Origin of the sequence: Micromonospora sp. NPDC007220 (genome assembly GCF_040634035.1) — a bacterium.
GTDB classification, from domain to species: Bacteria; Actinomycetota; Actinomycetes; order Mycobacteriales; family Micromonosporaceae; genus Micromonospora; species Micromonospora reichwaldensis.
Genome location: NZ_JBEYEU010000002.1, coordinates 285651 through 300141, shown reverse-complemented (window position 1 = coordinate 300141; position 14491 = coordinate 285651). Strand labels below are relative to the sequence as shown.

17 protein-coding genes are annotated in these 14491 nt (G+C 72.4%); 8 read left to right on the top strand and 9 right to left on the bottom strand.

Annotated elements, in window-relative coordinates; translation table 11 throughout:
* Window positions 1-17: 17 nt before the first annotated feature.
* Together ABZ573_RS07505 and ABZ573_RS07500 are read left to right on the top strand one after the other, a co-directional pair.
* Window positions 18-866 (top strand): sugar phosphate nucleotidyltransferase, encoded by an 849-nt coding sequence (locus ABZ573_RS07505; protein ID WP_151454501.1) that lies wholly within the window; start codon window positions 18-20, stop codon window positions 864-866.
* A gap of 36 nt (window positions 867-902) precedes the next feature.
* A complete protein-coding gene (locus ABZ573_RS07500; RefSeq protein ID WP_088999172.1) occupies window positions 903-1190 on the top strand; it encodes an Lrp/AsnC ligand binding domain-containing protein in 288 nt (95 codons plus the stop codon).
* A 108-nt stretch (window positions 1191-1298) separates the two neighbouring features.
* Here the strand turns inward: ABZ573_RS07500 and ABZ573_RS07495 are convergent, their stop codons facing one another.
* From ABZ573_RS07495 to ABZ573_RS07475, 5 genes are all read right to left on the bottom strand, one after another.
* Window positions 1299-1973 (bottom strand): DUF4142 domain-containing protein, encoded by a 675-nt coding sequence (locus ABZ573_RS07495; protein WP_151454489.1) that lies wholly within the window; start codon window positions 1971-1973, stop codon window positions 1299-1301.
* 177 nt (window positions 1974-2150) lie between these two features.
* Window positions 2151-3782, bottom strand: coding sequence for a cytochrome bc complex cytochrome b subunit (locus ABZ573_RS07490; RefSeq protein ID WP_151454490.1), 1632 nt, complete (start codon window positions 3780-3782; stop codon window positions 2151-2153).
* Window positions 3779-4867 carry a Rieske 2Fe-2S domain-containing protein gene (locus ABZ573_RS07485; protein ID WP_151454491.1) on the bottom strand — a complete coding sequence of 363 codons (1089 nt, stop codon included), beginning with the start codon at window positions 4865-4867 and terminating at the stop codon, window positions 3779-3781. The genes ABZ573_RS07490 and ABZ573_RS07485 overlap by 4 nt, the downstream gene beginning before the upstream one ends.
* Before the next feature lie 67 nt (window positions 4868-4934).
* Complete coding sequence (locus ABZ573_RS07480) at window positions 4935-5768, bottom strand: cytochrome c (RefSeq protein WP_132236145.1); 834 nt, start codon at window positions 5766-5768, stop codon at window positions 4935-4937.
* A 72-nt stretch (window positions 5769-5840) separates the two neighbouring features.
* Window positions 5841-6440 (bottom strand): heme-copper oxidase subunit III, encoded by a 600-nt coding sequence (locus tag ABZ573_RS07475; protein WP_151454492.1) that lies wholly within the window; start codon window positions 6438-6440, stop codon window positions 5841-5843.
* Window positions 6441-6548: 108 nt separating this feature from the next.
* On the opposite strand from ABZ573_RS07475, the gene ABZ573_RS07470 reads away from it, so the two are divergent.
* The 4 genes from ABZ573_RS07470 (at window position 6549) to ABZ573_RS07455 (ending at window position 9557) form a co-directional block, all read left to right on the top strand.
* Window positions 6549-7493, top strand: coding sequence for a cytochrome c oxidase assembly protein (locus ABZ573_RS07470; protein WP_327029172.1), 945 nt, complete (start codon window positions 6549-6551; stop codon window positions 7491-7493).
* Between the two features lie 185 nt (window positions 7494-7678).
* Window positions 7679-8074 carry a hypothetical protein gene (locus tag ABZ573_RS07465; protein ID WP_132236139.1) on the top strand — a complete coding sequence of 132 codons (396 nt, stop codon included), beginning with the start codon at window positions 7679-7681 and terminating at the stop codon, window positions 8072-8074.
* A gap of 86 nt (window positions 8075-8160) precedes the next feature.
* Window positions 8161-9207, top strand: coding sequence for an anthranilate phosphoribosyltransferase (trpD, locus tag ABZ573_RS07460; protein ID WP_358116522.1), 1047 nt, complete (start codon window positions 8161-8163; stop codon window positions 9205-9207).
* Between the two features lie 146 nt (window positions 9208-9353).
* A complete protein-coding gene (locus ABZ573_RS07455; RefSeq protein WP_151454495.1) occupies window positions 9354-9557 on the top strand; it encodes a hypothetical protein in 204 nt (67 codons plus the stop codon).
* Between the two features lie 153 nt (window positions 9558-9710).
* On the opposite strand, the gene ABZ573_RS07450 is transcribed toward ABZ573_RS07455, so the two are convergent.
* Window positions 9711-10139, bottom strand: a complete 429-nt coding sequence (locus tag ABZ573_RS07450; protein ID WP_357578187.1) for a cytochrome c oxidase subunit 4 — start codon at window positions 10137-10139, stop codon at window positions 9711-9713.
* Window positions 10140-10149: 10 nt separating this feature from the next.
* Window positions 10150-11121: a cytochrome c oxidase subunit II gene (coxB, locus tag ABZ573_RS07445; protein WP_132236131.1), complete on the bottom strand. Its 972-nt coding sequence runs from the start codon at window positions 11119-11121 to the stop codon at window positions 10150-10152.
* A 189-nt stretch (window positions 11122-11310) separates the two neighbouring features.
* On the opposite strand from coxB, the gene ABZ573_RS07440 reads away from it, so the two are divergent.
* Together ABZ573_RS07440 and ABZ573_RS07435 are read left to right on the top strand one after the other, a co-directional pair.
* Window positions 11311-12462 carry an aminotransferase class V-fold PLP-dependent enzyme gene (locus tag ABZ573_RS07440; RefSeq protein ID WP_358116519.1) on the top strand — a complete coding sequence of 384 codons (1152 nt, stop codon included), beginning with the start codon at window positions 11311-11313 and terminating at the stop codon, window positions 12460-12462.
* Window positions 12459-12692, top strand: a complete 234-nt coding sequence (locus ABZ573_RS07435; protein ID WP_151456658.1) for a sulfurtransferase TusA family protein — start codon at window positions 12459-12461, stop codon at window positions 12690-12692. The genes ABZ573_RS07440 and ABZ573_RS07435 overlap by 4 nt, the downstream gene beginning before the upstream one ends.
* A 121-nt stretch (window positions 12693-12813) precedes the next feature.
* Here the strand turns inward: ABZ573_RS07435 and ABZ573_RS07430 are convergent, their stop codons facing one another.
* Window positions 12814-13791 carry a carbohydrate kinase family protein gene (locus tag ABZ573_RS07430; RefSeq protein WP_151456659.1) on the bottom strand — a complete coding sequence of 326 codons (978 nt, stop codon included), beginning with the start codon at window positions 13789-13791 and terminating at the stop codon, window positions 12814-12816.
* A 170-nt stretch (window positions 13792-13961) separates the two neighbouring features.
* Window positions 13962-14330: an iron-sulfur cluster insertion protein ErpA gene (gene erpA, locus ABZ573_RS07425; protein ID WP_091104634.1), complete on the bottom strand. Its 369-nt coding sequence runs from the start codon at window positions 14328-14330 to the stop codon at window positions 13962-13964.
* Between the last annotated feature and the right edge of the window lie 161 nt (window positions 14331-14491).

The window sequence follows — 14491 nt, the reverse complement described above, 5'->3', positions numbered from 1 at the left end:
GGGCTGAGGTCTGCGCGGTGGTGCTCGCCGCCGGCGAGGGCACCCGGCTGCGGCCGCTGACCGAGCGGCTGCCCAAGGCGCTCTGCCCGGTCGGCAACGTGCCGCTGCTCGACCGGGCGCTGCACCGGCTGGCCGGGCTCGGCCTGGTCGGGCCCGACCGGGTCGCCGTCAACGCCTGCTACCTCGGCGACCAGGTCGTCGACCACGTCGGGGACCGCGCCCACCTCTCGGTCGAGCCGGGCGACCCGCTCGGCACCGCCGGCGGCGTGGCGAACCTGCGGGACTGGATCGCCGGGCGCGGGGTGCTGGTCGGCAACGCCGACGCCTACCTCGCCGACCCGGCCCGTCCCCCGGGCCCCGACATCGCCGCGCTGCTGCACGACTGGGACGGCGACTCCGTACGCCTGCTCGGCCAGCCCGCCCCTGACCCGGCGGCACCGGGCACCTTCGACGGCCACGTCTTCACCGGTTTCTCGCTGCTGCCGTGGCGGCTGGTGCGGGGCCTGCCGGTCGGGTTCGGCGACCTCGTCCGGGCGCTCTGGCGGCCGGCGGAGGCGGCCGGCGCGCTGACCGTCGTGCCGTACCCCGGCACCTTCTACGACACCGGCACCCCGGCCGACTACCTGGCGGCCAACCTGCACGCGGCCGGCGGCGGCAACCTGGTGGACCCGACGGCCACGGTGACGGGCCGCTGCCGCTCGGCGGTGGTCGGCGCGGGCGCCGTCGTGCACGGCGACGTGGAGCGGGCAGTCGTCTGGCCCGGCGCCACCGTCGGCCCCGGCGAGCACCTGCGCGACGCGGTACGCGCCGGCACCGCCCTCACCGTCCCCGGCACACCGCCGTCCCCGGGCCGGGGAAGCCTCTAGCATGGGCGACGACGCCGACGAACGGAGAAATGTCCCGTGATCACCGCGATCGTGCTGATCGACTGCGCCACCGACTCGATCCCCGAGGTGGCCGAGAACCTGGCCAACCTGCCCGGCGTCAGCGAGGTCTACTCGGTGGCGGGCCACGTCGACCTGATCGCGATGGTCCGGGTCCGGGAGTTCGAGCAGATCGCGCAGGTGATCGCCGGCAGCATCTCCAAGGTGCCCGGGGTGCTCAACACCGAGTCGCACATCGCCTTCCGGGCGTACTCCCAGCACGATCTGGAGGAGGCCTTCGCGATCGGCCTCGCGAACGCCGACTGACGCGGACGCCGGGCGCCGCCGGCGGAGCGAGGCAGGTGGCGGCCGGGGCGGTACGCCGAACGGCCGGCCCACCCCTGGGGATGGACCGGCCGTCGTGGCGCGCGGACGTCAGCTCTGCGTGGGAGCCGGCGCCTCCTCGGTGCCACCCGGAGCCGGCGACTCGGTGGTGCCGCCCGGAGCCGGGGTCTCGGTGGTGCCGCCCGGAGCCGGCGTCGTGCCGCCCGGGCTCGGGGTACCGCTGGCGCTGGTCTGCGGCACCGGGATGCCCAGCTGCTCCGCCAGCTGCACCAGCGCGTCGTAGTGCGCCTGCAGCGTCGGCAGGGCGGTCTGGGCCAGCTGGACCACCGACTGCTCGGAGCCCTGCGAGATCTCCGTCTGGGTGGCCTGGATGGCCTGGACGTGGCCGGCCAGCTCGCTGGTCACCCAGAGCCGGTCGAACTCCTCGCCGCTGGCGTTGTTCAGCTGGTCGATGACGGACTGCTGATCCGCGGTGGGCTCACTCGGCAACTCCACGCCCAGCTGCGACGCGGTCTGCTGCACCGTCTGGTCGAGCTGGGTGTGGTCCGTCTTGAGCCGGGCGCCCAGGTCCTTGACCCCCTGGCTCTGGCCCTTCTGCTGGGCCAGGTCACCCGCGGTGATCTCGAACAGATTCACCTGGTGCACGGCCTGCAGGTACTGGGTGTCCTGCTGTGACGGCTGCACCGCGGCCTGTGCCGCCGCGGCCGGCGCGATCCCCACCAGCACCAGCGCGGCCAGCAGGCCGAGGCGTTTGATACCCAACATGCTTCCCCCCCTTGAGACGTTGGATCGCACGGATACCCGGCTGACCGGGGTTATTCCTGCGATCCCCCGTCGGGGAGGCGACCGACCGACACGCCCGTGTCGGACCGTCGGGGGGCGGAAACGGACGTGGCGCCCGCCGGAGGACTCCGGTGGGCGCCACGTCGAGGTGTCGCGGGGTCAGCGGCGGCTCTCGCCGCTGCCGATCTCCTCCCGTTCCGGTCGGGGCTCGACCGGCGGGTGCCCCGGCGAGACCGGCGCCTCGGCCGGCTTCTCGATCGGGTAGAAGAAGCCCCGGATGGCCGGGCCGAGGGCACCGAGCCGGTTCATCTTCTTCGGCACGACCCAGCCGGCGTACGGCAGCGCGCCGTGGCCGTCGCCGTGCCCGTCGGCCGCCACGAGCGGCTGGTGCACCTCTTCGAACCGGCCGTCCGGCAGGCGCCGGATGATGCCGGTCTCGACACCGTGGGCGAGCACCTCCCGGTCGTGCTGCTGGAGACCCAGGCAGATCCGGTAGGTGACGTAGTACGCCAGCGGCGGCAGCACCAGCAGGCCGATGCGGCCGGCCCAGGTCATCGCGTTCAGGCTGATCTGGAACTTGTCGGCGATGACGTCGTTGGCGCCGGAGAGGGTCAGCACGACGAAGAACGCCAGCGCCATGGCGCCCAGGCCGGTCCGGGCCGGCACGTCCCGGGGACGCTGGAGCAGGTTGTGGCTCCTGGTGTCCTTGAGGCGCCGGGCCTCCAGGAACGGGTAGAGCGTCGACAGGCCGACCAGGATGCCCGGCAGCACGACCGTCGGCCAGAACAGCGGCGGGATCACGTACCCGTCGCCGATCGGGATGTTGATCTCCCAGTTGGGCATCAGGCGGGTCGAGCCGTCGAGGAACATGACGTACCAGTCGGGCTGGCTGGCGGCCGAGACCACCCACGCCTCGTACGGGCCGAACAGCCAGATCGGGTTGATCTGGAACAGGCCGCCCATCAGCGCGATCACGCCGAAGACGACCATGAAGAAGCCGCCCTGCTTGATCGCGTAGCGGGGGAACATCCGCTCGCCGACCACGTTGCCGTTGGTCCGGCCGGGGCCGGGCCACTGGGTGTGCTTCTGCTTGAAGACCAGGCCCAGGTGGGCGCCGATCAGCGCGAGCAGCAGGCCCGGGACGAGCAGCACGTGGGCGATGTAGAACCGGCTGATGATGATCGTGCCCGGGAACTCCCCGCCGAAGACCGACGAGGTGACCCAGGAGCCGATCACCGGGATGGAGAGCATGATCGCCGAGGCGATCCGCAGGCCGGTGCCGGAGAGGCCGTCATCCGGCAGCGAGTAGCCGGTGAAGCCGGCGAGGAAGCCGACCCAGAACAGCAGCGAGCCGATGATCCAGTTGGTCTCACGCGGCTTGCGGAACGCGCCGGTGAAGAAGACCCGGAGCATGTGCACCACGATGGCGGCCATGAACAGCAGCGCCGACCAGTGGTGCATCTGCCGCATGATCAGGCCACCGCGGACGTCGAACGAGATGTCCAGGCTGGAGGCGTACGCGGCCGACATCGGCGTGCCCCGCAGCGGGGCGTAGCTGCCGTTGTAGACGACCTCGGTCATCGCCGGCTCGTAGAAGAAGGTCAGGAAGACGCCGGTCAGCAGCAGGACGACGAACGAGAACAGCGCGATCTCGCCGAGCAGGAACGACCAGTGGTCCGGGAAGACCTTGTTCAGCAGCCGGCGCAGCGGGGTGGCCACCTGGAAGCGGTCGTCCACCCCCCGGGCGACGTTCCCCGGGACTGCTGCCTTGTCAAACTTGCGCCGCTTCACGGCCGCTCCCAGAAGTCGGGCCCGACGGTCTCGGTGTAGTCGGACTTGGCCACGAAGTAGCCCTCGGAGTCCACCTCGATCGGCAGCTGCGGCAGCCGTCGGCTGGCCGGGCCGAAGATGGGCCGGGCGTTGTCGGTGATCAGGAACTGCGACTGGTGGCACGGGCAGAGCAGGCGGTTGGTCTGCTGCTCGTACAGGCTCGCCGGGCAACCGGCGTGCGTGCAGATCTTGGAGAACGCGGCGTAGTTGCCCCACATGTAGTCGCCGTGCTGCTCACGCTCGTTGGCCTGGCGCGACTTCTGCGCGTCGGAGTCCCGCAGGTGGATCAGCAGGGTCGGCGAGTCCGCGTGCAGGTTGCTCACGCCGTGGTCGATGCCGGGGAAGACGGTGATCTGGCCGCCCGCGCTGACGTCCGCCGGGCGGACCGGCCGGCCGTCCTCGCGGACCAGGCGGATCTTCTCGCCGCTCTCGGTCGGGGCGAAGCCCGTCCTGAACATCTGGTTGTTCTTGTGCGGCTGGGAGATCAGGCCGCCGACCAGGGGCGCCGCGGCGACCGCGCCGACCGGCGCGAGACCGGCCAGCAGCGAGATGCCGAGCAGCGGCCGGCGCTTCACGCCCAGCTCGTCGGCCATGTAGAGCATGGTCTGGCCGGTGATGATCCGGTCGTCGGAGGCGACGGCGCCCTCGTGCCGGTCCTGGATCGAGACCTCCTTCGGCAGCAGCTTCTTGCCCCAGGTCAGGATGCCGAAGCCGATGCCGAGCAGGGCCACGCCGAGGGTGACGCCGAGCAGGGGCGTGTACCACTTGTCGCCGCCGCTGCCCGGGGAGTACTCCCACGGCCACCAGATGTAGATCACCAGGAACGCGGTCGCCGCCAGGCCGGTCAGCAGGAAGAACGACGCGACCGTACGGGTCAGCCGGCGCTCGGCCTTGCTGCCCGGCGCCACCTGCGGCTCGTAGTGGACGATCTCGATGTCGTCCCGGCGCGCGCCCTCCCGGACGATGTCGAACTGGCTGAGCCCGGGGGTGTTCACGTCGAGCGGCTCCCGGCCCTGCTGGGCCTGGTGCTCGGTGTGCGTGGTCATGCCGTCACCTCGCTACGGGCGGTGCCGCGCTGCGGCACCACGGCACTGAATCGGATGAGCCGCCCGGTCACGACTTGCCCGCAATCCACAGGCTCGCGAAGACGAGCGCGACGATGCCCACCAGGAAGATCGCCAGGCCCTCGGTGGACGGCCCGTACCGACCGAGGTTGAAGCCGCCCGGGTCCTGGTCGTGCTTCAGGGTCTCCTGGATGTAGGCGATGAGGTCCGCCTTCTGGTCCGGGGAGATCTGGTTGTCGCCGAAGACCGGCATGTTCTGCGGGCCGCTCAGCATGGCGGCGTAGATCTGCCGGTCGGTGGCCGGGCGCAGGCTCGGCGCGTACTTGCCGGAGGACAGGGCGCCGCCGCCGCCGCCGAAGGCGTGGCACTGCGCGCAGTTGATCCGGAACAGCTCGCCGCCGGCGGCGACGTTCCCGTCGGCGTGCAGGTTGTCACCGTCGGGCACCACCGGGCCGCCGCCGAGTTCTTGGACGTACTGCGCGAGCTGGCGGGTCTCCTCGTCGGTGAAGAGCTCAGGCTTGCGCTGGGCCTGGGCCTCCTGCCGGGCCATCGGCATGCGGCCGGAGCCGACCTGGAACTCGACCGAGGCCGCGCCGACGCCGATCAGGCTCGGCCCGCGCCCCTCGACGCCCTGCGCGTTGCGACCGTGACAGGTCACACAGCTCACGTCGAACAGCGCCTTGCCCTCCGCGGCGGCACCGGTGAGCGGGGTGTCCTGCGCCTGCACGCCGGGGGCGAAGACGGTGTAGGCGCCGCCGGCCAGCATCAGCGCGGCGAACAGCCGGACCGCGGCACCCAGCCGGCGGCGGCCCCTGCTGCGCGCCGCGGGCCGCTCGCGCAGCCGCGCGAGCAGACCGCGTCGGCGGTCGTTGTCAGAAGTCATGACCTGTGTCCTTAACCGGTTGGACCTTGTCTCAGGGGACGGAGCAGCGGCGCGGTTCGTGACGCGCCAAGATCACTGAAGCCAGTAGATCATGGCGTAGAGCCCGATCCACACGACGTCGACGAAGTGCCAGTAGTAGGACACGACGATCGCCGACGTGGCCTGCGCCGGTGTGAACCGGCCCATGGTGGTGCGGATCATGAAGATGACGAAGGCGACCAGACCGCCGGCCACGTGCAGGCCGTGGAAGCCGGTGGTCAGGTAGAACATCGACCCGTAACCGTCTTCGTTGATCTTGATGCCCGCGTGCACCAGCTCGCGGTACTCGTTGAGCTGGCCGAGGACGAAGATCAGGCCCATCACGAAGGTGATCGTGAACCAGCGCCGCAGCGCGTGGACGTCACCCTTCTCGGCGGCGAACACCCCGAGCTGGCAGGTCACCGAGGACAACACCAGGATCACCGTGAAGGTGGTCGCGTAGGGGATGTTGAGGTGCTCGGTGTGCTTCGCCCACTGCTCCGGCGCCGCCGCGCGGATGGAGAAGTACATCGCGAACAGCGCCGCGAAGAACATGAGTTCGCTGGAGAGCCACACGATCGTCCCGACGCTGACCATGTTGGGTCGGGTCAGGGAGTGGATCCGGCTCTTGTCAATGGCTGGGGCCGCAGTCACGCGGTCATTATTGCCCTTGACCGGGGCCGCCGATCAGCGGGGGGCCAAACCCGTGGCATCCACAGCCCGATCGGGGCAGTCCGGTTCGCCTGACCTAGGCTGAAAAGCGTGCTGCACGCCGATCCGATCTCCGCCGCAGCCGCCGTCGCCGCGCCGGCGGCGAGCGCGGCCACCCCGCCACCGTTCACCGTGACCTCGGTGTTCACCGAGACCAGGCTGGACAGCTGGCTCGCCGTCGGCCTGGTGCTGGCCGCCGGCGTCTACCTCTACGGGGTGCACCGGCTGCGGATCCGGGGCGACCGGTGGCCGGTAGCCAGGACGGTCTTCTTCCTCGGCCCCGGCCTCGGCGGCATCGCGGCGGTCACCGTCAGCGGCCTGCACGCGTACGACACGGCACTGCTGTCGGTGCACATGGTCCAGCACATGGTGCTCTCCATGATCTCGCCGATCTTCCTCGCGCTGGGCGCGCCGGTGACGCTGGCCCTGCGCACCCTGCCGCCGCGACCGCGCAAGCGGCTGCTGGCGGTCGTGCACAGCCGGATCGCCCGGATCTACAGCTTCCCCCTGGTGGCGTTCGCCATCTTCGTGGTGAACCCGTTCGCGCTCTACTTCACCGACCTGTACCGCTACACCCTCGAGAACGTGTGGGCGCACGAGGTCGTGCACGCGCACTTCATCATGACCGGCTGCGTGTTCTTCTGGCCGCTGCTCGGGCTCGACCCGCTGCCGGGCCGCTGGCCGTACCCGGCCCGGGCGCTGCTGATGCTGCTCTCCGTGCCGTTCCACACCGTGCTCGGCCTCACCATCATGCAGAGCAGCACGCTCTTCGGGGGCGACTGGTACCCGTCGCTCGGGCTCACCTGGTCGGACCCGTGGCAGGACCAGGTGGTCGCCGGCGGCATCCTCTGGGCCGGCGGCGAGTTCGTCAGCGTGACCATGCTGGCCGTGCTGGTCGTGCAGTGGATGCGGCACGCCGAGCGGGAGGCCCGCCGCGTCGACCGCGACCTGGACCGCCAGGAGGCCCGTCAGCGCGCCGCGGAGTCCACGGCCTGAGCCGGGCCGGCCGGTACGCCCCGGCGCCGCCGCCGGGCGGACGTCGCACACCTCACACCGACCGGTACGATCAGCGGGCGGCCACGAGGTGGGAGCCAGTCCGACCGACGAGCGCGCAGCGAACGAATCATCAAGCTCAGTGTGATGGTGCCGCACGACGGCACGGAGCGAAGCGGAGTGCCGGCATGAGCGATCGTCTTTGCACCGTCCTGCTCTACAGCGACGACCCGGAGGTCCGCGACCGGATGCGGCTCGCCGTCGGGCCACGCCCCGCGCCCGGCCTGCGGGTCGAGTTCGTCGAGGCGTCCGACTACGCGGAGTGCGTCCGGCTCGTCGACGACTACGAGATCGACCTGCTGGTGCTCGACGGCGAGGCGAGCCCGGGCGGCGGCATCGGCATCGCCCGGCAGATCAAGGACGACCGGGCCGACGCCCCCCCGACCTGTGTGGTGATCGCCCGCGCCGCCGACCGGTGGCTCGCGGCGTACGCCGAGGTCGACGCCACCCTGGTGCACCCGCTCGACCCGGTGACCACCGGCACCACGGTGGCCGAGCTGCTGCGGACGCACGCACCCGCCTGACGTCCCCCGCTCCGGCCCGCCACGGCGCCGGGCCGACCGGTGCCGGTTCCATCCCACCCGCATCTCGCACGCTCGGGAGGCCCGCCTTGGGCGATCGGACCTGGCCGCACCTGCTCAACGCGCTGCTGCGCGGCGAGGAACTCGCCACCGCCGACACCGCCTGGGCGATGGGCGAGATCATGGCCGGCTCGGCCGCCCCGGCGCAGATGGCGGGCTTCGTCGTCGCGCTGCGCGCCAAGGGTGAGACCTCGGCCGAGCTGGCCGGTCTGGTGGAGGCGATGCTCGGCCGGGCGGTCCCGGTCGAGCTGCCCGACGAGCTGCGCGCCACCGCCCTCGACGTGGTCGGCACCGGCGGTGACCTCGCGCACACCGTCAACATCTCGACCATGGCCTCGCTGGTGGTGGCCGGCGCCGGTGTCCGGGTGGTCAAGCACGGCAACCGGGCGGCCTCCTCCTCCTGCGGCACCGCCGACGTGCTGGAGTTCCTCGGCGTGCCGCTCGACCTGGGTCCCGAGGGGGTGGCCCGGTGCGTCGCCGAGGCCGGCATGGGCTTCTGCTTCGCGGCCCGGTTCCACCCCGGGATGCGGCACACCGGCCCGGTACGCCGGGAGCTGGGCGTGCCCACGGTGTTCAACTTCCTCGGCCCGCTGACCAACCCGGCGCGGCCCCGCGCCGGAGCGGTCGGCTGCTTCGACGCCCGGATGGCCCCGGTGATGGCCGGCGTCTTCGCCGCCCGGGGCGACTCCGTGCTGGTGATGCGCGGCGAGGACGGGCTGGACGAGTTCACCACCGCCGCGCCGACCCGCGTCTGGGCGGCCCAGGGCGGCGTCGTCAGGGAGTCGCTGCTGGACGCCGCCGACCTCGGCGTACCCCGGGCCACCCTGGCCGACCTGCGCGGCGGTGACGCCGCCTTCAACGCCGACGTGGTCCGTCGGCTGCTGGCCGGCGAGACCGGCCCGGTGCGCGACGCGGTCCTGGTCAACGCGGCGGCGGCGCTGGCCACGCAGGGCCCGCTCGACGGCGACCTCACCACGGCCCTGCGGGCCGGGATCGACCGGGCCGCCGAGTCCGTCGACTCCGGGGCCGCCGCCCGCGTCCTCGACCGCTGGATCGAGGTCGCGCGCGCCCTCTGAGCCCCGGGCCTCGCCGAAGGTTGTCGGACCCCCGTGGGAAACTACAGCTGAGTAGTTCCCACATTCGTCCTGCGCCGTCGAGCGCGGCGATCCCCGTCGGGCGTGTGCGACACGCCCCCGCGGGACCGGAGCGAGAGGAGACGCCCGTGTCGGAGCGCGAGCTCTACTGCGACACCTGTGAGGGCGTCGAGCCGTTCGAGGCGCCGCCGTGCGCCGACGGCCACGGCGCCGACTGCCCCGAACTGGTCTGCACGGGCTGCGGCGCGGCCGTGCTCGTCACCACCTTCACGTTCCGCCTGGCGCGTCCGAGCGGCCGGCACCGCCCGGCGAGCCGCCGCCGCGCCGCCTGAAACCGCCGCCACCGCTGAGCGGGCGTCGGGCCCCCGCGGTGTCCGCTCAGCGCCGCTGCCGACCACGTCCCGCGCCCGCGCCACCCGTTCCACGCCGAAGGCCCGCCTCCCCGGGGAGGCGGGCCTTCGGGACGTTCGCGGGTGACCGACCGATCAGTGCTCGGCGGTGCGCCGGGTGCCGCTGTAGTACTCGAACAGCAGGCCGCAGACGGAGAACGTGACCGCCAGCATGCCGAGGCCGAGCAGCCAGAACTGCCAGAACGCGAGGCCGAAACCGGCCATCCCGACGGCGATCGCCAGGCCGAACGGCCAGTAGCTGCCCGGGCTGAAGAAGCCGATCTCGCCCGCGCCGTCGGCGATCTCGCCGTCCGGCCGGTCCTCCGGCCGAAGGTCGATCCGGCGGGAGACAAACCAGAAGAAGCCGCCGCACATCGTGCAGAGCAGGAAGCTCAGCAGCAGGGCGACCGTGCCGACCCACTCGACCTGGCCGCCGGAGTCGGCGGCGGTCCACCCGCCGTAGAGGACGGTGGCGAAGAGCAGGAACCCGGCGATGACCAGGAAGATGCGCCACTCGGTCTTCATGCCCGATCCCTCAGCTTCCCGCGCCGGCCGGCGCGTCGTCCGGGTTGAAGTTGGCCTCGGTGCGACGGGTCTCGAACGGCTTCGTGGTCTTCGCGTACGGGTCCTCGCCGATGGCCGTCAGCGCCTCCTGCGTGGACCTGCCGTCCCGCTTGGCCGCCAGGAACTGCTCGTACTTCTCCGGGGAGACGACCCGCAGCTCGAAGTTCATGAAGGCGTGGTAGCTGCCGCAGAGCTCCGCGCAGCGGCCGACGTAGGCGCCCTCGGACTCCAGCTTCGAGACCTCGAAGACGTTGCGGATCTTCCCCGGCATGACGTCGCGCTTGAACAGCAGCTCCGGCACCCAGAACGAGTGGATGACGTCGCGGCTGGTCTCCTCGAACCGGATGGACCGGTCGGTCGGCAGCACCAGGATCGGGATGACCTCGCTGGTGCCGAGCACGGAGGCGACCGTGTTGGCGTCCTGGCCCTGACCGTCGCGGTAGTTGAACTGCCAGTTCCACTTGAACGCGACCACCTCGACCGTGACGTCGGGGTTCTTGGTCGTCCGCACCACGTCGGTCTGCACGACCGCCGTGTAGTAGAACAGCACGGAGACGATCAGGATCGGCGCGATGGTGTAGAGGAACTCCATCGGCATGTTGTAACGGGTCTGCACCGGCAGCTCGTTGCCCCGCTTGCGGTAGCGCACGACGCACCAGAAGATCAGGCCCCACACGAAGACGCCGACCGCGAGCGCCGCGATGCACGAGGCGATCCACAGGTCGTACATCCGGTGCGACTCGGGCGTGATGCCGCCCTGCGGCCAGCCGAAGCCGCCGAACGCCGCGCCGACGTCGCAGCCCGTGAGCAGGACCAGCAGCGCCGCTCCGCCGAGGCCGAGCCCGGCGATCCGACCGGCACCACGTCCCCGGCGCCCACCGGCTCCTGGGGAAGCGCTGTGCCGTACGGCCGACGGCCGTACCTCCGAACTCCTTGCGACCACCTGGTCCTGCCTCCCTAGCGCGCCGCGGTGTCTTGTCCCTGCCCTCCGCCTGCGGAGCGACAGCACCAGCGGCAAAGGCGTCACCGACGGTCGCAGATTACTCGACCATGACGGGCTGGACCGTGTTGGGGTCGCTGTCGGCCCCCATCGGGGGGATCTTGGGCATACCGGCGCGATACGTTGGCTCGCGTGAGCGCATCCCCGGTCTACCTGGACGCGGCCACCGCCGCGCCGCTGCATCCGGTCGCCCGACAGGCGCTGCTGGCCGCCCTCGACGACGGCTGGGCCGACCCCGGCCGGCTCTACACGCAGGCCCGCCGCGCCCGTCAACTCCTCGACGCCGCCCGCGAGGCCTGCGCGCAGACGCTCGGCGTCCGCGCCGACGAGCTGTCCTTCACCCCCAGCGGTACGACGGCCGCGCACTCCGCCGTGCTGGGGGGCCTGACCGGCCGGCGTCGGGTGGGCGCCGGCCTGGTGCACTCCGCGATCGAGCACTCGGCGGTGCTGCACGCCGCCGAGAAGCACGTCGCGGCGGGCGGCACGGCCACGTCCGTACCGGTGGACCGGCTCGGCCGGCTCGACCTGGACCGCTGGGCGGCGGCGGTCCGGGCGCCGGGGGTGGCGCTGGCCGCGCTGATCGCCGCCAGCCACGAGGTCGGCACGCTCCAGCCGGTGGCCGGGGCCGCGCGGGAGTGCGCCGAGGCCGGGGTGCCGCTGTACGTGGACGCCGCCCAGGTGGTGGGCCGGGCCCCGGTGCCGGCGGGCTGGTCGGTGCTGACCGCCAGCGCGCACAAGTGGGGCGGGCCGCCCGGGGTGGGGTTGCTGGTCGTGCGCAAGGGCACCCGCTGGGAGTCGCCCTGGCCGGCCGACGAGCGGGAGGCCGGGCGTACGCCGGGCACGCTCAACCTGCCGGCGGTGGTGGCGGCGGCGGCGAGCCTGCGCGCGGCGGCGGCCGACGCGGCGGCCGAGGCGGCCCGGCTGGCGCCGCTGGTGGCCCGGATCCGGGACCGGGTGGCGGCCGAGGTGCCCGACGTGGAAGTGGTGGGTGACCCCGACCACCGCCTGCCGCACCTGGTGACCTTCTCCTGCCTCTACGTCGACGGCGAGGCCCTGCTGCACGCGCTCGACCGGCGCGGGTTCGCCGTCTCCTCGGGCTCCTCGTGCACGTCGTCGACGCTGCGGCCGTCGCACGTGCTGGAGGCGATGGGGGTGCTCTCGCACGGCAACGTCCGGGTCTCGCTGCACCGGGAGACGACGGAGGCCGACGTCGAGAGGTTCCTCACCGAACTGCCCGGCGTCGTGGCGCGACTGCGCGCCGAAGCCGGGGTGGTGGGGCTGTGACGGCGCCGGCGGAGATCCTCGACTGCCGCGGTCAGCGCTGCCCGCTGCCGGTGATCGCGGCGGCCCGGCGGTTGCCCGAGCTGCCCGTCGGCACGGTGGTGCGGGTGCTCGCCGACGACCCGGCCGCGGCGGTGGACATCCCGGCCTGGTGCCGGATGCGCGGCCACGAGTTCCTCGGCACGGTCACCGGCCCGGACGGCCCCGCCTTCGACGTCCGCCGCCGCCACTGACCCGGGTGGCGTGGGGGCCCGACCCGCACCACGCCGCCGTTCCCGCCGATGCCGGCGGGCCGCCGGGGGTGTTCCTCACCACTCCCGGCGGCCCGGCGACGCGACCAGCGCCGGTGTCACGTCACGGCACGAGGTGCGGGCGGACGTCCTCGGCGGCGACGTCGCCGTACGACTCGGCCAGGCGCTTGACGAACAGGTCGCGGCGGACCTCGTACTCCTGGGTGCCGACGGTCTCCAGCACCAGCGTGGCGAGCAGGGAGCCGACCTGGGCAGCCCGCTCCAGCCCGAGCCCCCACGAGAGGGCGGTGAAGAAGCCGGCCCGGAACCCGTCGCCGACGCCGGTCGGGTCGACCGCCTGGGTCTCCCGCGCGATCGGCACGTGGATCGGGTCGAAGTCCCGCCCGGCGATCTCCACCCCGTCCTTGCCCAGCGTCGTGACCCGCACCTTGACCCGGTCGAGCAGCTGCGCGTCGGTCAGCCCGGCCTTGCTCTGCAGCAGCGACTTCTCGTAGTCGTTGGTCATCAGGTACTCGGCGCCCTCGATCAGCCCGACGACGTCCTCGCCGTCCATGCGGGCGAGCTGCTGGGACGGGTCGGCGGCGAACCGGTAGCCGCGCTCCCGGCACTCGGCGGAGTGCCGCAGCATCGCCTCCGGGTCGTTCGCGCCGACCAGGACCAGGTCCAGCCCGTCGAGGCGGCGGGCCACCGGCGCCAGCTCGATGTTGCGCGCCTCGCTCATCGCCCCGGCGTAGAACGAGGCGATCTGGCACATGTCGGTGTCCGTGGTGCAGACGAACCGGGCGGTGTGCGCCACCTCGCTGATGTGCACCGAGTCGCAGTCGACGCCGTGCCGCTCCAGCCAGGAGCGGTAGTCGGCGAAGTCCGCGCCGACCGCGCCGACCAGGACCGGGCGCAGGCCGAGCTGCCCCATGCCGAAGGCGATGTTGGCCGCCACCCCACCACGCCGCAGCACCAGGTCGTCCACCAGGAAGGAGAGCGAGACCTTGTGCAACTGGTCGGCGATGAACTGGTCGGCGAAGCGACCGGGGAAGCTCATCAGATGGTCGGTGGCGATCGAGCCGGTCACGGCGATCTTCATGTCAACCCTCGGGGTCGGGAGCAGGGCGCCGGTCAGCCTACCGGCCCGGCCCCCTCAGGATGACCGGTCGGTCGGCCCCGGGTCATCTTCCCGACGGCTCGTTTCCGACCGGAAGACGACGGCGGGGCCGCCCCGGAGGACGGCCCCGCCGTGGTCAGCGGAGGTCTGGCTCAGCTGAACGAGTCACCGCAGGCGCAGGAGTTGCCCGCGTTGGGGTTGTCGATGGTGAAGCCCTGGGCGTCGATCCGGTCGGCGAAGTCGATGGTGGCGCCGGCCAGGTAGGGGGCGCTCATCCGGTCGACGACGACCTCGACACCGTCGAAGTCGGTGACGACGTCACCGTCGAGCGACCGCTCGTCGAAGAAGAGCTGGTACCGCAGGCCGGAGCAGCCACCCGGCTGCACGGCGACCCGGAGCCGCAGGTCGTCGCGGCCCTCCTGCTCGATCAGGGCCTTGACCTTCTGCGCCGCGACGTCGGTGAGGACGACGGACGTGGGGGCCTTGGCCTCGGTCGACTCGGTCTGCGCTGGCGTGGTCACGTGAAATCTCCCTGCGCGGTTGGGTCCGGACGCACTGGCCAACATCTCCTGTCGCCCAGCCATTCCCGGTGTGGTCCAGATCCGATGGTACGCCGCCACGGCCGGCCCCACCCGTCCGGCGTGACCAGGGCCGCCGCCCGGAGCGCCTCCGCACCGGCCGT

Coding starts and splice junctions, on each gene's coding strand:
- ABZ573_RS07450 (WP_357578187.1), bottom strand. CDS start 10,139: ATGAAGACCGAGTGGCGCATCTTCCTGGTCATCGCCGGGTTCCTGCTC.
- ABZ573_RS07465 (WP_132236139.1), top strand. CDS start 7,679: ATGAGCGATCGTCTTTGCACCGTCCTGCTCTACAGCGACGACCCGGAG.
- ABZ573_RS07485 (WP_151454491.1), bottom strand. CDS start 4,867: ATGACCACGCACACCGAGCACCAGGCCCAGCAGGGCCGGGAGCCGCTC.
- ABZ573_RS07430 (WP_151456659.1), bottom strand. CDS start 13,791: ATGAAGATCGCCGTGACCGGCTCGATCGCCACCGACCATCTGATGAGC.
- ABZ573_RS07480 (WP_132236145.1), bottom strand. CDS start 5,768: ATGACTTCTGACAACGACCGCCGACGCGGTCTGCTCGCGCGGCTGCGC.
- ABZ573_RS07495 (WP_151454489.1), bottom strand. CDS start 1,973: ATGTTGGGTATCAAACGCCTCGGCCTGCTGGCCGCGCTGGTGCTGGTG.